At 67.9% G+C, this 23,207-nt stretch carries 21 protein-coding genes; 7 read left to right on the top strand and 14 right to left on the bottom strand.

Annotation, left to right across the window (positions count from 1 at the left end; genetic code table 11):
• Positions 1-123 precede the first annotated feature (123 nt).
• From hpaH to QO011_RS23990, 5 genes are read right to left on the bottom strand one after another with little or no spacing between them, the layout of a single operon-like run.
• The gene (gene hpaH / locus QO011_RS24010) at positions 124-927 is read right to left on the bottom strand and encodes a 2-oxo-hept-4-ene-1,7-dioate hydratase (RefSeq protein WP_307277556.1); all 804 of its coding nucleotides are present in this window, start codon (positions 925-927) and stop codon (positions 124-126) included.
• Positions 927-1,829, bottom strand: coding sequence for a fumarylacetoacetate hydrolase family protein (locus QO011_RS24005; RefSeq protein ID WP_307277553.1), 903 nt, complete (start codon positions 1,827-1,829; stop codon positions 927-929). Before QO011_RS24005 ends, hpaH begins: the two co-directional genes overlap by 1 nt.
• Positions 1,830-1,844: 15 nt before the next feature.
• A complete protein-coding gene (gene hpaD, locus QO011_RS24000) occupies positions 1,845-2,825 on the bottom strand; it encodes a 3,4-dihydroxyphenylacetate 2,3-dioxygenase (protein ID WP_307277551.1) in 981 nt (326 codons plus the stop codon).
• 42 nt (positions 2,826-2,867) lie between these two features.
• On the bottom strand, positions 2,868-4,385 hold the full coding sequence (hpaE, locus tag QO011_RS23995; RefSeq protein ID WP_307277550.1) for a 5-carboxymethyl-2-hydroxymuconate semialdehyde dehydrogenase: 1,518 nt from the start codon (positions 4,383-4,385) through the stop codon (positions 2,868-2,870).
• 11 nt (positions 4,386-4,396) lie between these two features.
• Entirely contained in the window at positions 4,397-4,783 is a 387-nt protein-coding gene (locus QO011_RS23990; RefSeq protein WP_307277548.1) for a 5-carboxymethyl-2-hydroxymuconate Delta-isomerase, read from the bottom strand.
• Positions 4,784-4,985: 202 nt separating this feature from the next.
• Here QO011_RS23990 and hpaR point away from each other — a divergent pair, with 202 nt between their 5' ends.
• Together hpaR and QO011_RS23980 are read left to right on the top strand one after the other, a co-directional pair.
• Positions 4,986-5,435: a homoprotocatechuate degradation operon regulator HpaR gene (gene hpaR, locus QO011_RS23985; RefSeq protein WP_307278181.1), complete on the top strand. Its 450-nt coding sequence runs from the start codon at positions 4,986-4,988 to the stop codon at positions 5,433-5,435.
• A 685-nt stretch (positions 5,436-6,120) separates the two neighbouring features.
• The gene (locus QO011_RS23980; protein ID WP_307277546.1) at positions 6,121-7,269 is read left to right on the top strand and encodes a hypothetical protein; all 1,149 of its coding nucleotides are present in this window, start codon (positions 6,121-6,123) and stop codon (positions 7,267-7,269) included.
• 274 nt (positions 7,270-7,543) lie between these two features.
• Here the strand turns inward: QO011_RS23980 and QO011_RS23975 are convergent, their stop codons facing one another.
• A complete protein-coding gene (locus tag QO011_RS23975; RefSeq protein ID WP_307277544.1) occupies positions 7,544-8,044 on the bottom strand; it encodes a flavin reductase in 501 nt (166 codons plus the stop codon).
• Between the two features lie 9 nt (positions 8,045-8,053).
• On the bottom strand, positions 8,054-9,598 hold the full coding sequence (locus QO011_RS23970) for a 4-hydroxyphenylacetate 3-hydroxylase family protein (protein WP_307277541.1): 1,545 nt from the start codon (positions 9,596-9,598) through the stop codon (positions 8,054-8,056).
• A gap of 91 nt (positions 9,599-9,689) precedes the next feature.
• Between QO011_RS23970 and QO011_RS23965 the strand changes: the two genes are divergently transcribed.
• The gene (locus QO011_RS23965) at positions 9,690-10,559 is read left to right on the top strand and encodes a helix-turn-helix domain-containing protein (RefSeq protein WP_307277538.1); all 870 of its coding nucleotides are present in this window, start codon (positions 9,690-9,692) and stop codon (positions 10,557-10,559) included.
• Here the strand turns inward: QO011_RS23965 and QO011_RS23960 are convergent.
• The 7 genes from QO011_RS23960 to QO011_RS23930 all read right to left on the bottom strand — a co-directional run bounded on the left by QO011_RS23960 (position 10,556) and on the right by QO011_RS23930 (position 18,051).
• Complete coding sequence (locus QO011_RS23960; RefSeq protein ID WP_307277534.1) at positions 10,556-11,230, bottom strand: alpha/beta hydrolase; 675 nt, start codon at positions 11,228-11,230, stop codon at positions 10,556-10,558. The two genes, QO011_RS23965 and QO011_RS23960, sit on opposite strands and share 4 nt — an antisense overlap.
• 37 nt (positions 11,231-11,267) lie before the next feature.
• Entirely contained in the window at positions 11,268-12,755 is a 1,488-nt protein-coding gene (gene opgC / locus QO011_RS23955) for an OpgC domain-containing protein (protein ID WP_307277532.1), read from the bottom strand.
• Positions 12,756-12,906: 151 nt separating this feature from the next.
• A complete protein-coding gene (locus QO011_RS23950) occupies positions 12,907-14,544 on the bottom strand; it encodes a GMC family oxidoreductase (RefSeq protein WP_307277530.1) in 1,638 nt (545 codons plus the stop codon).
• Entirely contained in the window at positions 14,541-14,990 is a 450-nt protein-coding gene (locus QO011_RS23945; protein WP_307277528.1) for a gluconate 2-dehydrogenase subunit 3 family protein, read from the bottom strand. The genes QO011_RS23950 and QO011_RS23945 overlap by 4 nt, the downstream gene beginning before the upstream one ends.
• On the bottom strand, positions 14,974-15,795 hold the full coding sequence (locus tag QO011_RS23940; protein ID WP_307277525.1) for a carbohydrate ABC transporter permease: 822 nt from the start codon (positions 15,793-15,795) through the stop codon (positions 14,974-14,976). The genes QO011_RS23945 and QO011_RS23940 overlap by 17 nt, the downstream gene beginning before the upstream one ends.
• Positions 15,795-16,706, bottom strand: coding sequence for a carbohydrate ABC transporter permease (locus QO011_RS23935; protein WP_307277523.1), 912 nt, complete (start codon positions 16,704-16,706; stop codon positions 15,795-15,797). The genes QO011_RS23940 and QO011_RS23935 overlap by 1 nt, the downstream gene beginning before the upstream one ends.
• A 70-nt stretch (positions 16,707-16,776) precedes the next feature.
• Positions 16,777-18,051 carry an ABC transporter substrate-binding protein gene (locus tag QO011_RS23930; protein WP_307277520.1) on the bottom strand — a complete coding sequence of 425 codons (1,275 nt, stop codon included), beginning with the start codon at positions 18,049-18,051 and terminating at the stop codon, positions 16,777-16,779.
• 297 nt (positions 18,052-18,348) lie between these two features.
• Here QO011_RS23930 and QO011_RS23925 point away from each other — a divergent pair, with 297 nt between their 5' ends.
• From QO011_RS23925 to QO011_RS23910, 4 genes are read left to right on the top strand one after another with little or no spacing between them, the layout of a single operon-like run.
• The gene (locus QO011_RS23925) at positions 18,349-19,509 is read left to right on the top strand and encodes an ROK family transcriptional regulator (RefSeq protein WP_307277517.1); all 1,161 of its coding nucleotides are present in this window, start codon (positions 18,349-18,351) and stop codon (positions 19,507-19,509) included.
• 26 nt (positions 19,510-19,535) lie between these two features.
• A complete protein-coding gene (locus tag QO011_RS23920) occupies positions 19,536-21,023 on the top strand; it encodes a M81 family metallopeptidase (protein ID WP_307277514.1) in 1,488 nt (495 codons plus the stop codon).
• Positions 21,024-21,066: 43 nt separating this feature from the next.
• Positions 21,067-22,155 (top strand): ABC transporter ATP-binding protein, encoded by a 1,089-nt coding sequence (locus QO011_RS23915; RefSeq protein WP_307277511.1) that lies wholly within the window; start codon positions 21,067-21,069, stop codon positions 22,153-22,155.
• 38 nt (positions 22,156-22,193) lie between these two features.
• On the top strand, positions 22,194-23,201 hold the full coding sequence (locus QO011_RS23910) for an SIS domain-containing protein (protein ID WP_307277508.1): 1,008 nt from the start codon (positions 22,194-22,196) through the stop codon (positions 23,199-23,201).
• Positions 23,202-23,207 lie beyond the last annotated feature (6 nt).

Raw genomic sequence — 23,207 nt, 5'->3', positions numbered from 1 at the left:
TTGCGCGTGTGGTCATTTGAAGATCTCGTCGATCTCCGTGTCTTCCGCTCCGTCGGCTGCGTCGAAGTGCTGCGCCGAGTGCCCGTTCGTCGCGCGGTCCGCCGGCGCCGGCATCGCTCCGTCTCAGCCGAAATAGACGCTGACCGTGCCGAACGGCCCGAAATCGGCGACGATCGTGTCGCCGTGGCGGGCTTCGACCGGGCGGATGAAGGAGCCGGAGAGCACGATCTCGCCGGCGGCGATGGCCGAGCCGTAGCGGGCGAGGCGGTTGGCAAGCCAGGCCACGCCCGTTGCCGGGTGGTTGAGCACGCCCGCGCCCAGGCCCGTCTCCTCGACCACGCCGTTGCGCGAGACGATGGCGCCGATCCAGCGCATATCCGTATCGAGCGGCCGCAGCGGCCGCCCGCCCATGACGATGCCGGCATTGGCGGCATTGTCGGCGATGGTGTCGAAGACGGTGCGCGTCCTGCCGGTCGCGGGATCGGTGCGGCGGATGCGCGTGTCCAGGATCTCCAGGGCCGGCGCGATGTAGTCGGTGGCGTTGAGCACGTCGAAGATGGTCACGTCGGGGCCGGCGAGCGGGGCCTTCATGACGAAGGCGATCTCGGCCTCGACGCGCGGCTGGATGAAACGGTCGGGCGGGATGGTGGCGCTGTCGGCAAAGACCATGTCGTCGAGCAGCACGCCGGAATCGGGAATGTCGATGGAAAGGGCCGACTGCATGGCCCGCGAGGTCAGGCCGATCTTCCAGCCGCGCGTGCGGCGCCCGGCGGCGAGCTTGCGGCGGATGAGCGCGGCCTGGACGGCATAGGCATCGTCCATCGTCGCCGCGGGAAATTCCAGGCTGAGCAGGTCGATCTGCCGCCGCGTCCGCTCGGCCTCCTGCAGGCGCCGTGCGGCGTCCTCGATCTCGTCGGGGCTGAGCATCACGGCGCTCCTTCATCGATCACACCGTTGGTGAGGCGGCCGATGCCTTCGGCCTCGACCTCGACCACGTCGCCGGGCACGAGCCAGCGCGGCGGCTCGAAGCGCGCGCCGGCGCCGGTGGGCGTGCCGGTGAGGATGATGTCGCCGGGCACCAGCGTGGTGAAGGTCGAGATATAGGCGATGAGCCTGCGAAAGCCGAAGGTCATCCGGCTGGTCCGGTCGTCCTGCCGCGTCTCGCCGTTGACGCGCGTGGTCAGGCGGATGTCGGCGATCTGCCCTTCCTCCACGAAGGGCACCAGCCAGGGGCCGATCGCGCCGGTGCCGTCGAAATTCTTGCCCTGGGTGACGTTGAACTTGGCGTGCCGCACCCAGTCGCGGACGGTGCCTTCGTCGGCGAGCGTCACCGCAGCGATATGATCGAGGGCGTCGCGCTCGGCGATGTGGCGCCCGGCCTTGCCGATGACGAGGACGACCTCGCCCTCGTAGTCGAGCTGGTGGGAGACGCGCGGGCGCGTCAGCGGCGTGCCGTGACCGATGAAGGAGCGGGCAAAGCGCACGAACAGGGAAGGGTTGGCGGGCGCGGCCTGGCCGTCGCGATATTCCTCGTTGCGGTCGGGATAGTTGACGCCGACGCAGATGATCTTCTCCGGGGCGGAAACCGGGATCTCGAAGCGCAGCGCCTCGAGCGGAACGTCCGCCGGCAGGCCCTGCGCCTCCTCGACGAGCCGGCGCAGCGCGCCCGCCTCGATCGCCTCGCGCAGGCTCGGCCAGGCGCTGCCGAACCGGGTGGAGAGGTCGACGAAGCCGCGCTCGGCGACGAGGCCGTAGCGGCGTCGGCCCTCGACCGTGACCGTGGCGAGGCGGCCGTGTCGATCGGGCTGCGATGTCGGCGAGGCAGACATGGGGCTCTCCAGGGATCAGGGCGCGACGATCGGCTGGGCGTCGAGGCTGGCCTTGCGCGGCTCGACGCCGGCGAAGAGGCTGCCGTGCTCGAACCAGGACTTCGGCGCCGCGGCGCCCCACAGGGTCTGGCGCTGCGGGTCCTTGAGGTCCCATTTGATCGGCTCCAGGTCCGGATCGACCGTCTGATAGTCCGAGCAGTAGATCTCGATGCGATGGCCGTCGGGATCGAGGATGTAGAGGAAGAAGGCGTTGGAGATGCCGTGCCGGCCGGGACCACGCTCGATATTGGCCACCCAGCCCGTCGTCGCCATCAGGTCGAGCAGGTCGATGATGGCGAGCGGCGTCGGCACCCAGAAGGCGGTGTGGTGCAGGCGCGGGCCGCGGCCATTGGTGAAGGCGATGTCGTGCACGCCGCCCTTGCGGTGCATCCAGGCGGCCCAGAAGCGGCCGCTCTCCTCGTCGGCGGTGTACTCGGTCACCCGGAAGCCGATCTCGTTGTAGAAGGCGACGGAGGCGTCCACGTCGGGCGAGAAACAGTTGAAATGGTCGATGCGCAGCGGCTTCACGCCCTTGTAGAGCGCATATTTCTGATGGATCGGCGGCAGGCGCTCCATCCGGCAATAGAACTCCAGCGGGATGCCGAGCGGGTCGCGGGTGCGCAAGCTGCGGGACTGGTAGGGCCGCTCGACCCATTCGACCGGCAGGCCTTTCGCCCGGAAGAACTGCGCCGCCTTCTCCAGGTCCTCCTCGTCGTAGAGCTTGAAGCCGAGATCGCGCGCCTCGGGCGCCTCGGCCTTGCGCAGCACGATGCAATGATGGCCGCGCTCCTCCATGGCCCTGAGATAGATCGCCTCCACCGTCTCGTCGGTGACCTGCAGGCCGAGCGTGTCGACATAGAAGGCGCGCGAGCGGGCCAGGTCCGTCACCGCCAGCTCGACATGGCTGAGGCGGACGATGTTGAAGGGCGGATAGAGGTTGGGCTTGGGCAAGGGCATGGGGCTCCTCCTGGGCGTGTTCTTCTCGATTGGCCGGGCGGCTCAGCCGCCCAGCTTCGGGATGGCGTGCGCCCTGGTGGCGAAGGCGACGTTCTTGGTCTCCATGTAGAAGTCGAAGGACCAGTCGCCGCCGTCGCGGCCGATGCCGGAATTCTTCACCCCGCCGAAGGGCGTCGGCAGGTGGCGGACATTCTCCGAGTTTACCCAGATCATGCCGGCTTCCAGGCCGTCGCTGAAGCGGAAGGCGCGGGTGACGTCGCCGGTCCAGAGATAACCGGTGAGGCCGTATTGCGTGTCGTTGGCGAGGGCGAGCGCCTCCTCCTCGGTCTGGAACGGGATGGCGCTCAGCACCGGACCGAAGATCTCCTCCTGGGCGATGCGCATGCCGTTGGCGACGCCGGTGAACAGGGTCGGGGCGACGTAGCAGCCACCTCCCGGCCCCTCGACCTTGCCGCCGCCGGCGGCGACGGTGGCGCCTTCCGCGCGGGCGAGCGCCACATAGGAGAGGACCTTGTCCTGGTGCACGGGGTGGATCAGCGGTCCGACCACGGTCTGCGGATCGAGGGGATGGCCGATCCTGATGCGCTTCGCCTTCTCCGAGACCCGAGCGGTGAAGGCGTCGTAGATCGAGGCCTCCACCAGGAGGCGCGAGGAGGAGGTGCAGCGCTCGCCGTTGAGCGAGTAGATCATGAACACCGCCGCGTCGGCGGCGCGCTCGAGATCGGCATCGGCGAAGACGATCACCGGGTTCTTGCCGCCGAGCTCGAAATGCACGCGCTTCAGCGTGTCGGCGCCCTGCTTCATGATCAGCGAGCCGGTGCGGCTTTCGCCGACGAAGCCGATGGCCTTGATGTCGGGGTGCTCGGTAAGGGCCTTGCCGGCATCCTCGCCGAAGCCGTTGACGAGGTTCCACACGCCCTTGGGCAGGCCCGCCTCCTCGGCGATCTCGACCAGCAGGCGGGCAGTGAGGGGCGAGAATTCCGCCGGCTTGTGGACGATGGTGCAGCCGGCGGCCAGCGCCGGCGCGATCTTCCAGGTGGAGAGCATGAAAGGCGTGTTCCACGGCGTGATGATGCCGACCGGGCCGATCGGCACGCGCGTCGTCACGTTGAGCTGGCCCGGCGCGCGCAGCGCCCGGCCGTCGCGCGCTTCCGGCGCGCGGTCGGCGAAGAAGCGGAAATTCTCGGCGCCGCGCAGCGCCGCCTTGGCCATGAACTTCAGGGACTGGCCGGTATCCATGCACTCGACGAAGGCGATCTCCTCGGCCCGGCGCACGATGGCGTCGGCGATGGTGTGGAGCAGCGTCTTGCGGGCCTCGCCCGGCAGGGCGGCCCAGGCGGGGAAAGCGGCCCTGGCGGCCTTGGCCGCACGGTCGACATCGGCCGCCTTGCCGTGCGCGACCCGGGCGAGGGGCTTCAGATCGACGGGCGAGATGGTCTCGAACCAGGCGCCGTCCACGGCCGGAACGGCTTCGCCGCCGACATGGTTGAGCACGCCGTCGGCCTCGAAGCGGGCGAGATAGGCCTGCGCCTTGGCGAGATTGGTTTCGAATTCGGACATCGCAGGGTCCTTCATTGGCCGCGCAGGCGCGGATGGATGGCGTTCTTCTTCCAGCTCAGCTCGGCGTCGATCTCGCGGATCTCCAGCGACAGGGCGAAATGCGGCGTGTCGAAGAGGTGGGCGAGATGGTCGCCGGCGGCGGCGAACATCACCTCGCCCGTGCGCTTCTTCTCCTCGCCGGTGCGCCCGCGGCCGATGCGGAAGGAGATGTCGACGAAGGCGTTGTCGGGGTGCTGGTCGGCGATGGCGTAGGCCGCGCAGGCCAGCGCCCGCACCCGCACCGCGCCGATCTCGAACAGGCCGGTCGAGAGGATCGCCTGCGACAGCGCGGCGCACAGGCCCGACATGTCGGCCCTGCCGTCGAGATTGGCCGAATATTCGATCGAGCAATGGGGCACGGCGCTTCCTCGGTTGTTCTGGACGGTTATATTTAACATGTTAAATATATTCGGCGCCGTGTCAAGAGCCCGGCTCGACAGAGCCCGGCTCTGCGGCGCCGGTTGTGACCTCGCCCTGAATCGGCGATATCAGGCCGAGCCTGCCGGGATTTGCGCTGTCGAGGTCGCCTTGCTGCCGAAGAACACACGCCGCTCGCTGCCCATGGCTCTCCTCAGGGCCCGCGAGGTGGTGATGGCCCGCTTTCGCCCGATGCTGGCCGTCCACGACGTCACCGAGCAGCAATGGCGGGTGATCCGCGTGCTCGGCGAGGAGAGCCCGCTCGATGCCAGCGAGGTCGCCGAGCGCGCCTCCATCCTCGCCCCCAGCCTCACCCGCATCATCAAGGCCCTGGAGGCGCGCAGGCTGATCACGCGCGGCAAGTTCGCCGACGACGGCCGGCGGGTGCAACTGGCGATCGCGCCGGACGGCATCGCCCTGATGGATGCCGTCCTGCCCGAACGCCAGCAGATCTTCGACGCGCTGGAGCATCGCCACGGCGTCGAGGCGCTCGACCGGCTGCTCGACATGCTCGAAGCCCTGATCGAGCGCGAGCTGGCCGATCCCGCGCCGCCGGACGAAGCCAAGAGCCTGGCCGAGATGGAGGAGTCCTGAGCAGGCCCTCCCACGCCTTTGAGGCTGGGCGACGCAGAGCCGTCCGGCGCATCCGGCCGCCGACGCCATGGACCACGATCGAGCCGGCCTCCGGCGCCGCAGCCGGTCGATCGCGCTCGAGCGTGACATCGGCGTTACAGACCCGTGAAGCAGAATGCATGTATCGACTGGACGTCGAACGAGCCCAGCGTTAGAGTACGAACTGTCGCATTTGCCTAAAATCAAGCAAAACTTCACTATTTCCGAGATGATGAGGCGTTCTCACGTGAGTCACAACGTGAAGAGCGGCGATCTTGATATTTTTGTGACGACTAGAGCATGAAACTTTCTGTCAAATTTCTGTCTGTGCTTGCATGACATCTTCAGGGTGTGTTCCGGTACGGAGGGCGCCGAGAAGACGTGTGGTATGGGGCGAACCTCGAAGGACTCCACGAGACGATATCGTCGAGTACATCCGCAAGACGGTCCGTACGAAGGCCGTCGCGGAGGTGACATAGCGCTACGGTGCAGCACGGTTCCACTCTGACATTCGCAAGTGCCCCCGGCGCATGGTCGATCGTGTCGCCGGATCGCCGAGCGTGTTGCGCCGTTCGATCTGTTCGCGGGCCGCGTTCTTCGGCTTCCGGGTCCGGCAGCCTCGCGACCATTCACCGTATCCAGCGCCGAGCCAAATGGATTCAACAAAATGAGCGACGTGCAAGACGACATCTACGAAGACGAGTTCGTCCGCGAATGTTTCGCCGTGATCGAAGGGTGGGAACGGCGTTTCGGCATCGAACTGAAAAGCCTGTTCGACCCCGACCAGCACAGCTACGCCGAGAGCACCCGGCTGCTTCGCGAGAGAATTATCGACGGCATAGACCGGTATGACGGCTTTCCCCCGACGGAAGCGGAAGGGAGCTCGTCGGAGCCATTCTCGACTCGCTTCCGCAGGGGCGACGCGCCGGTCGAGTTCGAGCCGAATTTCTTCATCACGCGGGAAAACGCCGAGATCATTTCGAAGTATCAGGGCGACAGCGTCCTCCAATATGTCGGCTCCCTCCGGAAAAGCCTCGATCTGATGGCGTCCTCGGACACCGTCGAGTCGCTGGTCGCATCGTCGCTCTCGACCGGAGTCCTGATCGTCGGCAGCGCGATCCTGATCGAGGTCAGGATCGCGATGGCTGCCGGCACGGCCTTCCGTGCGGCGTTGCTGGCCTCCCTGAAAAGCACCGGACTGAAGTCGGCGATCGCGACGATCGTCGTGCTTGCCGCGGCCATCCTGTTGTGGGCCATCGTCGGCCGGAAGTCGAAGATACTCGGTCTCGTCATCAACGATACCGATGCGAACTTCGTCGTCACCAATTGGAGGGACGGGACGCAGGGATATAAATCCGGGAATCTCTACATGACTCACGGGGCGCTGAAGAGCTTTCCCGTCAGCCATATCGGCGAGAGTCTGAATTCGCCCGAAGTTCAGCTCAACGGCCGTTCGTATCTCGAGGACGGATCGATCCTCGTCGCGGCGAGCATGTTCTATGCAGAAGCAAAAGCCGGCTTTCGGGGAGCTGAAGGCATATTCCTGTTCACCGATTACGACAAGCAGGCGACCGGCTACGCCTACCAATTTGCTGTTCCCTATACGAACGCAAATGGTGTCTATCTCCAGCCATACTGGGGAGGCGAGATGACTAAAAGAGATGAAATCAACAGTCTGTTTCGAACGATGTACGACAAGCGGCAGACATATCTCGATGGCGCCTACCAGAATATGATCTATCGCGCGAGCATCAATTCCAGCAAAGGGCAGGAGTGTTGCGCGATAGCGTATTTCAGCATTGCGCCGAAGTCGTAGCGCAGCGGGCTCTCCCGATGCGTTCGGGATTTGCCTGAGAGAGCGTCCGGGGAGCCGGCGAGATGGTCGGGCCGCGGCCGAGAGCATGATCGTTTCAGGTTGAAGCGATCATGCTCTCCATTTCCTTGTTCTTACGCATCTTCCTGGCGCGAACCGGGTGCCGGTTCGCTGGAAAATGCTCTGGAGCATCTTCCCTCCGGCTCTCCCGCAAGCCTGTCGGCAGGGAGTTGCGCTGGCGCAGCCACCCGACACGGCTTCATCGCCGAGACCGGGCTCAGCTGCCGAGCGCCGTCGGCTGCATGTAGGCACGGTCGGCATAGAGCAGGGGCGTGCCGGCGCCGCCATGGCGGAGGTCGACGACACGGCCGATCATCACGTTGTGCGTGCCGATGCGGTGCACCGCCTCGATGGCGCAGTCGAAGTTGACGATGGCGTCGCTCAGCACCGGCGTGCCCGAGGCGAGCGTCTGCCACTGCGCCGCGGCATAGCGCTCGCCCATGTCCCGGGTGGCGCCGGCGAACTGGCCGGCGAGCGGCCTGTGCGCGTCCGAGAGCACGTTGACGCAGAAGCGCCGGTTGGCCAGGAACAGGTCGCACTGGCTCGAGCGCCCGTTCATGCACACGAGGAGCGTCGGCGGCTCGTCGCAGACGCTGCACATCGCCGTCGCCGTGAAGCCGCCGCGCCCGGCCGGCCCGTCTGTCGTGACGATCGTCACCGGCGCGCAGACCCGGGCCATGGCGTCGCGAAAGTCCTGCCGGGAGATCTGCCTGTTCATGGCGGCGCCTCATGCCGTCGGCACCGACAGCGGCGGCAGCCAGGTCTCGCTCGTCCAGCCCTTCTCGTCGTAATCGGCCATGCAAGTGTCGACCAGCGCCTCCATGGCCTTGAGCCGGCCGCTGCGCTCGGCGCCTTTCAGCACCTGCAGCCGCACCTCCTCCGGCGCGCCGGCATAGTTGAGCTCATAGAGGGCGTGCCGGCCGCCGAACTCGGTGCCGGTGGCGTCCCAGAGCAGCTTCATGATCTTGATGCGCTCGATATGGCCCATGTCCTTGGAGCCGCGGACATAGCGGGCGAGGTAGCGGTCGATCTCCGGATTGGCGAAGTCCCTGGCCGAGGAGGGCAGGTAGATCAGGCCGGAGGCGACGGTGCGGCGCACCGTCTCGATGACGCGGGGATAGGCCTCCGACATGAAGGTGCGATAGGCGAGCGCCGCCTCCAGGTTCGGCAGCACCGCCCCCTCCGCCCAGGGCACGGGGTTGTAGGCCATGGCGTTGGAGAAGCTCCAGAACATGTGGCGCAGCGCGATCACCTCGCCGAGCGCCGCCTGGTTGCCGCGGAAGGCCTCGCCGCCGGTCGCTCGCAACGCCTTGGCCAGCAGCCCGGCGAGGAAGTCGAGCTTCACCGCAAAGCGCGTGCAGCCCTGGAAGCAATAGCCGTGCATGAAGCCGGAGGCCGGGTGGAACGACAGGATCTTGGCCGCGTCGCGCAGCACCAGCACGTCCTCCCAGGGGATGAAGACGTCGTCGAGCACCAGGATGGCGTCGTTCTCGTCGAAGCGGGAGGACAGGGGGTAGTCGAAGGGATGGGCCGTGCGGCTGGCGGTCTCCTCGTAGGAGACGCGGCAGATCATCTTCACGCCCGGCGCGTTCATCGGCACGATGAACATCACCGAGAGCGAAGGATCCTCGGTGACGGTGGCCGAGCTCTGCGCCAGGAAGTTGTAGTGGGTCAGGGCCGAGGAGGTCGCCACCACCTTGGCGCCGGTGACGCGGATGCCGGCATCCGTCTCCTTGGTGATGTGCACGAACACGTCCTTGACCTGGTCGGCCGGCTTGTCGCGGTCGATCGGCGGATTGACGATGGCGTGGTTCATGAAGAGCACGGCTTCCTGGGCGCGCCTGTGCCAGGCGAGGGCGTTCTCCCTGAACGGCCCGTACCAGGCCGCGTTGGCGCCGAGCGTGTTCATCAGCGCCGCCTTGTAGTCGGCGGTCCGGCCCATCCAGCCATAGGACATGCGCGCCCAGTCGGCGATCGCGCCCTGCTGGGCGACGAGCTCGGCGGCCGAGCGGGCGACACGGAAATATTTGTGGGTGAAGCCGCCCGAGCCCGTGTCGGTCCGGCTGGTGAGGACCGGCTGCCTGGCCGGGTCGTGCAGCGCATCGTAGAGGCGGGCGAGCGAGCGCGCCGAGTTGCGCATCGCCGGGTGGGAGACGACGTCGGCCACCCTCTCGCCGTTGATGTAGACCGTGCGGCCGTCGTTCAGGCTCGCCAGATATTCGGCGCCGGTGAACGGGCGCGCCTTGTCGGCGCGAAAATCCTCGGATCGCATGTCGTCCTCCCTTTGTTGCGCAGAGGCTAGACCGGCCGGGGCTGCGGGTTTATGGACGGATTGGGTAAATCACCTGGACTTTTTCGCGGCAATGCCGGACTCGGCCATTCCGGAATTCTTCGTCTATGGCGAGCCGGCGCGGCCGCTCGACGTCGGATTCCTGCATGTCGAGACGGTCATGGCCCGCCACACCGTGCATTTCGGCCGGGTCGCGGCTCATAAGCACCCGCAGCTGGCGCAGATCACCTTCTGGACCTGCGGCCGCGGCCTCTATCGCATCGAGGAGCAAGCTTGGAGTTTTTCCGCTCCGGCCGCCAGCTTCGTGCCGAGTGACGTGGTCCACGGCTTCACCATCGAGCCGGGCACCGACGCGATCGTGGTGTCGATCGCCAACGATGCGCTCGCCGGCATTGCCGGCCACAGCTTGCTTCCGCTGGAGACGCCGGTCTTCGTCGCGGGCCGCGCGGAGGATCCGCTCTGGCGGCGCCTCGCCGCGACGCTGGAGCTGATCCAGGCCGAGCATGCCGAGGCGCTCGCCGGCGCCGACACGGTGCTGCTGCCGCTGATCGCGGTCGCCCTGTCGAACCTGGCACGCCTGCGGGCGGGGGCGCCGGCCCTCGCCGTGCCGGCGGCGCTGGCGCTGGCCACACGCCTGCGCCGCCTGGTCGACCGGCATTTCCGCGAGGACTGGCCGGTCGAGCGCTATGTCGAGGCGCTCGGCACCACCCGCCATCTCCTCGACAAGGCGGCGCGCCGGGCGGGCGGGCGCGGGGTCAAGGACATGGTCAGCGAGCGGCGCCTGGTCGAGGCCAAGCGCCTCCTGCTCTTCACCATCCGCGGCATCGAGGACATCGCCTACGAGATCGGCTTCGAGGATGCCGCCTATTTCTCCCGCTTCTTCCGCCACCGCGTCGGCGAGCCGCCGGCCGCCTGGCGCCGGCGGCAGCTCGGGCGGAGCTAGAAGCCGTTCGGGAGCTTGGCGAGGCCGGCCGCCTCCGGGCGGAGCCAGGCCCGCACGTGCTCCGCGTCCTCCGGGCCGAACTCGTGACCGGCAGCGACGGTCCTCGCCGTGACCGCGGCCTTGCGGCTTCGCAGCAGGTCGGCCAGCGCGGGAGCAAACGGGCCATAGGTCTCGTCGCGGGCGCCGGCGAGGATCAGGACGCTCGCGGCGGAAAGATCGGCGTCAGGCGCGCGGGTGAGCACCGGCATCGCCCGCAGCAGGACCGCGCGCCTGACCCGGCCGGGCCTCAGCAGCATCAGGCTGCTCAGCAGGTTGGCGCCGTTGGAATAGCCGATGAAGACCGCCTTCCTCGCATCGAGTCCGTCGGCTTCGCCCAGCTCGTCGAGAAACCGATCGAAGGCATGCACCTCGGCGCGAATGCTGCCTTGCCCGAAGCGCGTCGGCGTGATGCGGGTGAACCAGCGGCGGCTGCCCTCCTGCATGACGCGCCCGCGCACGGCGATCAAGGTCGCCCCCGGCGCGATGCTCGTGCCGAGCGGCATCATCGTCGTCTCGTCGACGCCGGAGCCGTGCAGGAGGACCAGCGTCTCGTCGCTGCCGGCCAGCTGTCGGCGGATCCGATAGACGAAGCTCAGGTCCTGCCGAAGATCGGTGTCGCCGGCCTGGTTCATGGCTCCTCGTCGGCGCTGGTGAAACAGACCGGCCTCTTCATGCTCTTCCGTGGATCGCCGATCCGACGAGCGGCTGCTGAAACAGGCTGCCGGCCTCCGCCAGGCGCGCTGCGCAGACCAGCAGGATGATGCCGCCGCCGACGAGCGGCAGGTCGAACCAGGCCGTCGTGCGCACGGTGACGACCAGAACCTGGCCGGCGGCCGCGAACAGCGACAGGAGCGAGAATACCAGCAGGCTGTGGCGCCCCAGCACCGAGAGGGGGCTGAACAGGACCGACGCCCGGAGCCGGTGCGTCACCCCACTGGCCTCGACGAGATAGGCCAGGGCAAGGAAATGGACGAGGCGGAACAGGCCGAGCGAGGTCTTGTCGAGATCGAGCCAGCCGCGCACCCGGCCCCATCCGCCGAGCGTGCCGCCGAAGCCGTCGGTCGCCACGAGCAGGCCGAGCAGGACCACGGCGGCCGCGCCGATCGTGCAAGCGGTCGATCTGGCGATCGTTCCGCCCCTGGCGAGCTCGATCCCCACGGCGATGCCGATCGCCATCATGAGCTGCCATGTCAGGGGATTGAAGAACCAGCCTCCCGGGATCGGCCAGCTCGGCAGGTCCCAGGCGAAGAGCCGGGCCCCCGCATAGATCACGGCCGATGTCGCCAGCATGAGGCGACGATCGAAGCCCGCCAGCCAGAGATACACCGGCACCAGCGTGATCAGGACGATGTAGAGCGGCAGGATGTTGAAATATCCCAGCTGATGGCCGAGCGAGACGATGCCGGTGAGGCAAAGCCCCGCATCGGCGACGAAAAGGTCCCTGCCATGCTCGGTCAGGAGTTCCGGCGCGCGCCAGACCAGCGAGCCCGCGGCGAAGATGGCGATCGCCGCGAGCGACAGGGCGATATGCACGCAATAGAGCTTCAGGGCGCGACGCAGCAGGGCGAAGACGACCACGAGCCTTCTGCCGCCGGAAAACTTGCGGCCATAGGCCAAGGCAAGAGAGACGCCCGACAGGAAGACGAAGGCCTCGGCAGCGTCGGAAAAGCCGAAATTCCTGTAGGTGAAGTTTTCGAAGATATTTCCGGGAATGTGGTCGGCGAAGATCGTGCACAGCACGAATCCGCGCCAGAAGTCGAGCCCTTCGAATCGCGGCCGGTTGCTCGCGGGCGCGCCGGCCGCCGCGCCGCTCATGCGCCGTTGCAGGCCCGCGCGCGTCCACTCGCACAACCCGACGATGCCGATGCACAGCAGGATATAGAGCGCGAGCGGCGGGACCTGATGCGGCGTGATCCAGAAGCTGTAGATCGGATCGAGCCAGAAGAAGGTCGCCACCGCAACCGTCAGGGCAACTGCGAAGATGGCCGGCCCCTTGCCGAACAGGGCGGCGCCGAGGAGGACGGCCGGAACGAAGAGAAAGAACGAGAAGCCGTGCCACGGCAGCTCCCAGCGCAGCAGGAAGCAGACGGCGACGAGGACGATCGTGATGGCGTATTGAGCCGGGAGCGCCGCTCGGGCACCAAAGGTCACTTGCACGACGTCTCTCCCCGGATGCGGCCGGCTGAGCGGCAGACACGATAGGAGTGTGACGTCCGACCGCGCCGGATGCAAACCCGAGCATGGGGTCTCCCGGCGGCGGACCTCGCCTCGGGCTCGAGTCCATGGCCAGGCCTCGACTGCGGAACGACTACAGCAGGCCGGCCAGATGGGTCGCGTTCCGGAAGGCCAGGGCCATGACGGTCAGCACGGGATTGAAGGCGCCGTTGGTGGGGTGCAGCGACGCATCGCATATGACGAGATTGTCGTGACCCCACACGCGCCCGTGCGCGTCCGTGACGGAATGAGCCGGATCCGTCCCCATTCGGGCCGTGCCTGCCTGATGCTGCCCGGCGGAGAGGCGGGGAGGCGGCGTCGCACCCCAGGCGCTGACCGCGCCCGATGCCTTGATCCAGGCGTCCGCCTTGTCCCTGATATGGGCGGCGGTGCGGCGGGTCTCGGGATGGGTGACGCCGGAAAGCCGCGCCACGGGCAGGCCGGAACGGTCGCGTAGGTCCCTTGCCAGGGTGACGCGGCAGTCGGGCGTCGGAATCTCGTGCACCGGCCCGCGCAGCTGCGTCACGCGCCGGTAGTTGTCGCGCATGAAATGCTTGGCCTTCAGGCCATGGCGCGGCAGGTCCGGGGGCAGGGCGGTCCTCCAGAACTCGATCGGCAGCATGACGAAATCGTCGGCCAGCATGGCGCCGCCGATGACGCCGTCATGGCCGTGGGCGTAGTCCGAGGTGGCGATGGTGACACCGGGGCCACGCGCAGTCTCGACCTCCTCCTCGAACAGGCCGAAGCTGATCGGATAGGTGTGGCCCTGCAGGTTGCGGCCGACGAGATCGCTGTCGTTTCCGAGCCCTCCCGGTTCGCGGTCGCTGGCCGAGAGCAGCAGCAGCCGGGCGGTTTCGATGGCGCCGGCGCCGAGGATGACGCTGCGCGCCGCGACATGCCGGCGGCCGGTGCCCTCCGGCGCGATGAGATCGACGCCGACGACCCGGCCGGCGCCGTCGGTGGTCACGCGCTCGACCATCGTTTCCGTCAGGAGCTCGCAGCGGCCGGTGGCGAGCGCGCGCGGAAGCACGGTGTTCTGCGTGCCGTTCTTGCCGTCGCTGGGGCAGGGAAAGCCGACGCAGGACCCGCATTCGATGCAGGCCGCCCGGCCGGCGCGCGGAACGGTGTTGACCAGGAGCGGCGGGGGAAACGTCGAGAGGCCGAGGGCCCTGGCGCCGCGCTGCAGCACGTGGGTCGAAGCGCTCGGCTGCACCGGCGGCATCGGATAGCCGCGCGAGCGCGGCCCTTCGTGCGGGTTGGCGCCGCCGAGGCCGGCCACGCCGATCTCCCATTCGGCCCGGTCGTACCAGGGCTCGAGCTCGTCATAGCCGAAGGGCCAGTCGACGAGGGAGGAGCCCGCCGGCACGCCGTAGCGGCTGGCCATGCGGAAATCGTCGGGATGGAAGCGCCAGGCGAGGCCGCCGTAGAGCAGCGTGCCGCCGCCGACCGCGGCGGCATTGGCGCCGTAGCCGTCCTCGTGCGGGCGCACCAGCCGCTCGACGCCATCCGGATCGACGAGAAGACGCGGATTGCCGTCGATGTCGGGGCCCGTGTTGAAACCGTAGCGCTGGAGGCGGTGGTTGCGCAGGTGGTCGCGGTGGCCGCTGTCGGCATAGTCGCGCCGGCGCCCGCGCTCGACGAGGAGAACCCGCTTGCCGGCCTCCGCCAGCACGCAGGCGGCGATGCTGCCGCCGGCGCCGGCCCCGACGATGACGGCGTCATAGGCGTTCATGCCCACAGCTTTCCGACGACGGCATCGCGGGGGTCCCAGGCCGGTCCGTCGGGGCCGTCGGGCAGCCGCGGCCGATAGCCGATCATCGCCCAGGATGCGGCGCCGCGATTGCCGCCGTTGCCGGGGTCGGCATAGTAGCCCTCGGCGGCAAGCTCGCACAGGCTGCGGAACCAGGGCTGTGCCGCGACGGCGGCGAGGGCGGTGTCCTGCTCGGCGGCGGAGAGGGCCGCAAAGCTCCTGCCCGTCGCGGCCCGGCACGTCTCGGAAAGGCAGGCCAGGCCCGCGGCGACAGGGCCGGCGGATCCCTCGCTCCCGGCCCTCCAGAGGCCGAGGATGAAGCCGTCGACGCCGGCCTCGCAGGCGGAGGGATGGTCGTCCCTCGGGATGATGCGGTCGAGCACCGCTCTCAGCACCGCCTCGTCGCCGAATTCACTTGCCGGAGCCACCGAGCAGTCCTCGCACGAAGGATTTCTGGAACGCGAGATAGGCGAGCATCACCGGCAGGGTCGAGACGATGGTCGCCGCCATCAGCGGCCCGTATTCCACCTGGGTGCCGCTGGTGAAGCCGGCGATGGCGACCGTGGCGGGGCGGGCGCTGTCGCTGCTGGTCAGCGTCATGGCGAAGAGGAGGTCGTTCCAGATGGCGCGGCTCTGGATGATGGCGAGCGCCGCCAGGCCCGATGCCGAAGCCGGCATCAGCAGGCGCCAGAAATAGCCGGTCACCGTGCAGCCGTCGATGCGGGCAGCCTCGTACATCGACCGGGGGACGGAGGAGAAGAAGTTGCGCATGAAGAAGGTGCAGAACGGCACCGCATAGGCCGTGTGCACCAGCCACATGCCGGGAATCGTGTCGTAGAGCCCGATGGCATGGATCATGAAGAACAGCGGAATCTGCACGATCTGGAACGGCACGAGCATGCCGGACAAGAGGATGAAATAGGCGATCTTGCCGCCGCGCCCCCTCGTCATGGCCAGCGGATAGCCGGCGATCGAGCCGATGAGGATCGACAGCACCACGGCGGGCGCCGTTATCAGCAGCGAATTGAGGAAGCTGCGCCCCATCTCGGCGAAGGCGACGCCGTAGTTCTGCACGTGCAGCGACAGCGGCAGGGACAGGACGCGGGTGATCTCCTCCGGGGATTTGAGCGAGGTGGTCAGGGCCAGGGCGAGCGGCGCCAGGAACAGGGCCGCGAAGACCAGGATCACCGCATAGGAGGCCACGAGGCGGCGCTGGGGCAGCGTCGGTGCCATCACTCGGCCTCGCTGTCGGCCACGCGGCGCGACATGGCGTAGATATAGGGCATGATGATCACGGCGGCGATGCCGAGGAGATAGACCGAGATGGCGCTGGCCTGGCCCATCCGGAAGCGCCCGAAGGCGACGTCGTACATCTGCGTCGCCAGCACTTCCGAGGCATAGGCCGGGCCGCCGCTGGTGGTGGCCCAGACCACGTCGAACAGGCGCATGGAATCGATGGCGAAGATGCCGAGCACGATGATGGTGGACGGCCACAGCAGGGGAAAGCGCACTTTCCAGAACACCTGCCAGGGCGTGGCGCCTTCGATGCGGGCGGCCTCGATGAATTCCTCGGGGATGTTGCGTAGGCCGGCGAAGAAGACGAGGAAGGCAAAGCCCGTGGTCCACCACAGCACCGCGCCCATCAGGGAATAGGTCACGATCCGGGGGTCTCCGAGCCAGTTCTGGGCATGGTCGCCGAGGCCGACGAGCTGCATCACGGTGGTGAGCAATCCGCCGGAGGGCTCGTAGACCCAGCGCCAGATCGCGGCCACGGCCACGGCGGGGATGGTGAACGGCAGGAAGAACACGATGCGGAAGACACGCTCGCCCCGGATGCCGCGATCGAGCAGCGCGGCGAGCAGCAGGCCCAGGCCCGTGGGGCAGACCAGCATGAACACCAGCCAGGACAGGTTGTTGGCAAGGGCGTGCAGGAAGCGCGGCTGGGTCGCGAGCGTGACGTAGTTGCGCCAGCCGACGAAGCGCATGGTCGGGGCCACGCCGTTCCAGTCGTGCAGCGAGATGTAGACGGTGGAGACGATGGGATAGATGAAGAAGATCAGGAACAGCGCCACCGGCAGTGCCAGGAAGGCGCCGAAGGCGAGGGTGGAACGCGGGAGACCGAAGACGCTTCTGACGCCTGCCATGCGGATCGCAGCTCGTGACGCGGGACGGCTGGCGCGCCGGGCGCGGGAGGTCGCCCGGCGCGCCGACGCCTCACCATTTGATGTAGGCGTTGCTCTCCAGCGCATCCTTGCGCGCGCCTTCGAGGGTGGAGATCATCGCGTCCTCGTTGGCCTGTGAGGGATCGATGGCGAAGCGTTCGATCTGGTTGCCGAGCTCGGCGCCGACGTCCGGCGGGAGCAGGAAGAACAGATTGGGCAGCACGGCCTGGCTCTTGGAGGCGAGGGCGAGCTGCTCGGCGAACCTGGCGCCGGCATAGCCGTAGATCTTCGGGCTGACCTGGATGTTGGGAGCCAGGGAGCCCTTCGGCACGGCGAAGGCCGCCTGGCCGTCGACGCTCGACGTCGCCTTGATGAAGGCCTCCGCCGTCTTGATGTTGTCCTGCGGCCCCTCCGGCACGGCGAAGGCGTCCATCTGGAAGATCACCTTGTCTTCCGTGCCCGGCGCCGGGAAGACGTCGAAAGCCTTGCCGGCTTCCATGCCCGCCTGCTGCAGATAGGCGGCGGCCCAGATGCCCATCATGAACATGCCCGCCTTGGCGTTGGCGAGGTCGTCGGCCGCCTGGGTCCAGGTCTTGCCGCTCCAGTTCCTGGCGTAGCAGCTCACCATGCTCTTGCGATAGAGGTCCAGCGCCTTGCGGAATTCCGGCGAGTCGAAGGCCAGCTCGCCGCGGGCGATCCTGTAATAGCCGTCGACGCCCACCGTCGAGACCAGCGGCGCATAGAAATTGTAGAGGCTCCAGAACGGTCCGCCGGCATTGGCGAGCGGCTCGACACCACCCTTGCGGAGCGTGTCGCAGGCCGCGACGAATTCGTCCCAATTCTTCGGCGCGCTCAGCTTCAGCTTTTCGAAGATGCTCTTGTTGTAGAAGACTTCATTGATCAGCGAAAAATCAAAAGGAATGCCATAGGGAATGCCGTTGATCTTCACGGCGCGTTGAACGCCCTCGGGAAAGATCTTGTCTCCGTCGATTTCCTTCCAGACATCGGTGAGCGGATGCAGCCGCCCGCCATCGACGAAAGTCTTGAGCTCGGAGGCCATGGAGCTCTGATAGGCGGCCGGCGGCTTGCCGCCCATGAAGGCGGTCTGCAACTGCCGGCGCAGCTCCACCACATTGCCGGGTATGATGCGGCTGCCGACCGGCGTGTCCGGATTTTGCTTGTTGGCATAGGCGATAAGGGCGTCCATGCCGGCCTTTTCCGAGCCGGCGGCATAATAATTCCAGATTTCCGGCTTGCTCTGCGCCAAGGCTGCGGTGGAAGACGCGAGGACGGCAGCCAAGGCGACGGCCCACTTCAAGTTCCGCATGATCTTCTCCAGACGGTGGCTGTCTCTGTTCCGTGACCTCTGAGGGTCATCGGCGCGATATTTTCTTCGCTAAAGAAAAACTGCGCTCAAACTCGATGGCTGTCAATGGGCTCCCCACGCCGATGTGCCGATCGAAGTTTCGCAAAGCGCCTGACTTCTGGGGCATCGGATCGATGATTTCGCACTTCCACCAATAATGTCACTGAATTTATCGAATGTCGCGCCCATGGGCCATTGACACTCCGGCTCGAGTTCGCCAAAGTTTTTCTGACTTAAAGAAAAAAAGGTCGCCGGCTGGTGAAGGTCTCGGACATCAGGCGCTACCACGCCAACGCCATCTTCCATTGCATCCGCATCGAGCCGCAGACCTCGCAGCGCGACATCGTGCGCAAGACGGGTTTCGACAAGTCGACCGTATCCTCCATCGTCAACCGGTTCGACGAGCTGGGGCTGATCATCCGCTCGGCGCAGGCGGCCGGAAACCGTCCGGGGCGGCCGGCGGAGGGGCTCGCCATCTCGCCGCATAGCGGCCTTCTCGTCGGCGTGCAGGTCGAGGCGGAGGAGATCGCCTTCGTGGCCGCCGGGCTCGACGGCGCGCCTCTGGTGCATCGGCGCCGGCCTTTCGACGGCGCGGTCGAGAGGCTGGAGGCCGAGGTGGCCGAGGGGATCGAGGCCGTGATCGGCGACGGCCTGCGATCGACGCCGCTGCTCGGCGTCGGTGTCTCGCTGCCCGGCCTGGTGCGGCACGACGGCAGCCTCGTCCATGCGCCGGTCCTCGGCTGGCACGACATTCCGGTGCTGGAGCGGCTGCAGCGCACGGTGAAGGCGCCGATCTATGTCGGCAATGACGGCAAGGCGGCTGCTATGGCCGAGCGCATGTTCGGCAGCTGCGTCGATGTCGACGATTTCGTCTATCTCTTCTCCGGCTCGGGCGTGGGCGGCGCGCTGTTCCTGGGCGGCGCGATGTATCTGGGCGCCGAGGGGCTCGCGGGCGAGCTCGGCCATCTCAAGGTGGTGCCGCAGGGGCGGCTGTGCTCGTGCGGCGCCTCGGGCTGCCTGTCGGCCTATCTCTCGGAAAAGGCCCTCGCCGCCCATGCGAGCGCCGTGGGCGGGCGGGCGGTGCATGCCTTCGACGAGATCCTGGCGAGGGCAGGGGACGGCGATCCCGCCGTGCTCGATGCCTTCTCGCTCGCCGGCGAGGTGCTGGGCACGGCGCTCTCCAACCTGGTCAACACCTTCAATCCGCCGGTGGTCGTGCTCGGCGGCGACATGGCGCGCGCCGAGACCTATCTGCGCCCGAGCCTGGAGCCCTCGCTCAAGCGCCAGGCGCATCCCTCGATGCATGCGCGCAGCCGGGTGACCTTTTCCGAGATCTCGGCGGTGAAGCCCTATCTCGGCGGCATCGCGCTCGCCCTGGACGGCGTCACCGGCCTGCAATCCTCCAGCGTTCTTCCCTGAGTGCCATCGCCCCAAAGGATATGGACATGCGCATTGCCATCGTCGGCCTGTCGATCGAGATCATGCTCGCCTCACCGCAGCCGACCGATTGGGACGCCGTGCAGCACTATTCCAGCCGGGACATCGCGCAGGGCGACGTCTGGATGATCCGCGGCATGCTCGACCGCCTGAAGACGGAGCCGGGCGTCGAGGCCGTGCCGCTCTATTGGGCCACCGCCCTGCCGGGCGGGGCGATGACGGCCGAGGCCTATGGCCGGATCAAGGACAAGACCCTGGACCTGCTGCGAGAGCAGGGACCGTTCGACGGCGTGCTCGTCGCCAATCACGGCGCGCTGGAGGTCACGGGCCTCGGCCTCGATGCCGATACCGACTTCATCGGCGCCGTGCGCGCCTGCGTCGGCCCGGACGTGCCGATCGGCGTCGCGCTCGACCTGCACGGCGACATGACGCCGGACTTGCTGCGGGCGGCGACGGTGTTCAGCGTGCTGCGCACGGCGCCGCACCGCGACGACCGGCAGACCGGCTTCCGTGCCGCCGACCAGCTCCTGCGCGTCCTCAGGCAGGGCCTGAAGCCGCGCAAGGCGGCGGTCAGCATCCCGATCCTGCTGCCGGGCGAGATCGCGGTCACCAACCTGCCGCCGGCGGACGAGCTCTATGGCGGCCTTGCCGCGCTGGACGGCCGGGACGGCCTGATGGAGAGCAACATCCTCGTCGGCTTCGCCTGGAACGACCGGCCCTGGACGGCGGTGACGGCCGTCGCGGTCAGCGACGGCGATCCCGACGTGGCCCGCCGCGCCGCGATGGATCTCGCCAGCCGCATCTGGGACCGGCGCCACGATTTCAGGCTGCGCATGGAGACGGCCGAGGTCGAGGAAGGCCTGCGCCGGGCGATGGAATGCCCGGAGCGGCCGGTCTATGTCTCCGATTCCGGTGACAACACCACCGCGGGCGCGGCCGGCGACCTGACCCTGGTGCTGCAGGCGGCCCTGCGCGATCCTCGTGTGAGCGATATCGTGGTCGCCGGCATCACCGCGCCGAGGACCGTCGAGCGGCTGACGGCCGCCGGGGTCGGGAGCGAGATCGAGATCGAGCTCGGCGCCGAGCACATCTCGCGCCCGCGGACCGCCATGCGGGTTCTCGCCCGGGTCGAGGCCTGCGGCGCCACGCTGGACCTGCCGGGGTTCCAGCCCTATCGCTCCGTGGAGAGCGCGTGGGCGCGCGTCAGCATCGGCGGCGTGCAGGCCACCTTCCATGCCCGCTCCATCGGCATCACCACGCCGCATCATTTGCGCGCCATGGGCGTCGATCCCGCCGCCCACAAGGCCTATGTGGTCAAGCTCGGCTATCTCCATCCCCAGCTGGAAGATATCCGGGCGCGGCATATCCTCCTGCTGAGCGACGGCACGTCGCAGCTCGACATGACCCGGCTGCGCTGGAGCGCCTTGCCGCGCCCGACCATGCCGCTCGACGGGGATTTCGACTGGCGGGCCGCGGATGCCCTCTATACCGACTGAGGCCGGCCGCCGATGATTGTCCCTCCCACCGGAGACCCCGCTCTTGGCTGACGTGTCGCTTCGCAAGGTGGTCAAGGCCTATGACGGCGTCCGGACCGTGCACGGCATCGATCTCGACATCGCCGAGGGCGAGTTCGTGGTCCTGGTCGGGCCGTCGGGGTGCGGCAAGTCGACGACGCTGCGCATGGTGGCGGGCCTGGAAGAGATCACCGACGGCGAGATCCGCATCGGCGGCGCCCGGGTCAACGAGCTCGAGCCGGGCGAGCGCGACATCGCCATGGTGTTCCAGAACTACGCGCTCTATCCCCACCTCAGCGTGGCCGACAACATTGCCTTCGGCCTCAAGCTGCGGCGGACCCCGCGCGAGGAGATCCGGCGTCGCGTGCACGAGACGGCCGAGATTCTCGAGATCACCGCCCTGCTTGATCGCAAGCCGCGGCAATTGTCGGGCGGCCAGCGCCAGCGCGTCGCCATGGGCCGCGCGCTGATCCGCAATCCCAAGGTCTTCCTGTTCGACGAGCCGCTCTCCAACCTCGATGCCAAGCTGCGGGTGCAGATGCGTGCCGAGATCAAGCAGCTGCATACGCGCGTGCCGACGACGACGATCTATGTCACCCATGACCAGGTCGAGGCGATGACGCTCGCCGACAGGGTGGTGGTGATGAACAAGGGGCGGATCGAGCAGATCGCGCCGCCGCAGCATCTCTACCTCGAGCCGGCGACCGTCTTCGTGGCCGGCTTCATCGGTTCGCCCGGCATGAACTTCATTGCCGCCGAGATCGTCTCCGAGCGGGGAGCGCCGGCCCTGCGCCTCGGCGACAGCGGCGTGGTGCCGGTGCCGGCCGCGAAGGCGGAGAGCTTCGCCCGGCTTGCCGGACGAAGGGTGCTGGCCGGCGTCCGGCCCGAGCATTTCAGCCTGGCGGCACCGCAAGCCGAGGGCCTCAGCGTGCAGGCGGGCGTGATCGAGCCGCTGGGCATGGAAACGCTGGTGCACGCCGTGATCGCCGGCACGCCGGTCGTGGCCCGCCTCGATCCCGATCCGCGCCTGGTGGCGGGGGCGCCTCTCGTCCTCTCCGTTCAGACCGAGAAGCTCTGCCTGGCGGATGCCGAGACCGGCGCCATCGTGCAGTGACCATCCTATGTCCCAATGTCCCGATCCGGAGTTTCAAGATGCATGACCATGAAGGCCTTCGCCGCATGCAGGCGGAGATGAGCCGGCAATGCAGCGATGCGCTGGCCACGCTGGACGGCAGTCGCGCGGCAGCGGCCGCTGTCGCCGCCAGCATCCGCCGCACCGGCAGCGTCCTGCTCTGCGCCATGGGCGGCTCCCATCACGTCAGCGCCGTCGTGGCGCCGCTCTACCGCAGGCTGGGCTTCGATTGCCGGGCGATGACGGCATCCGAGCTGCTGTCCGCGCCGCTGCCCGACGCATCGCGCACGCTCATCATCGCGTCCCAGTCGGGCCGGTCCGGCGAAATCGTGCAGCTGCTGCGGACGCCGGCAGTCGCGGGCGAGACATTCGCGCTCACCCTGGACGCAGAGAGCCCGCTCGCCAGGGCGTGCAAGGCCGCCCTGGTGGCGCATGGCGGCGCCGAGCAGGCCTTTGCAGCCACGCGCTCCATCATCCTCACCATCGCCATGCACGGCGCCATCCTGGAAGCCCTCGGCGCGCCGATGGGCGCGCTGCGGGCCGTCTTCGAAAAGGCGGATGTGCCGGCCATCGACGCGGTGGACCAGGCGCTGGCGCCCTGCGAGGCGGTGATCTTTGCCGGCTATGGTGCCATGGCGGGCGTTGCCGGCAGCGCCGCCCTCTCGATGATGGAGCTGGCGCGCGTCGTGACGATCGGCTTCGAAGGCGGGCAGTTTCGCCACGGTCCGTTCGAGGTGCTGCGGCCGGGCCTCGCCATCGTGCTCCTGCGCAGCGCCGGGCCGGACGGCGAGCTGGTCGGAGCGCTGGCCGAGGCGACGCTCGATGCGGGCTGCCCGACGGTGGTGCTCGACGCCAGCGGCCAGCCGGCCATCGCCGGAACGACGACGGTGGCGCTGCCCGTCGATGGCGGCATCGCGGCGGCGGCATCCATGCTGCTGGCGCTGCAGCCCCTCAACATCGCCGTCGCCCTTCGGCGCGTCGAAGGCGATGTCGGCACGCCGCTGAGGACCAGCAAGGTGACGATCTGAGCGGAG

This window comes from Labrys wisconsinensis, from assembly GCF_030814995.1.
Lineage (GTDB): Bacteria > Pseudomonadota > Alphaproteobacteria > Rhizobiales > Labraceae > Labrys > Labrys wisconsinensis.
This window is presented reverse-complemented; position numbering and strand designations above follow the sequence as displayed.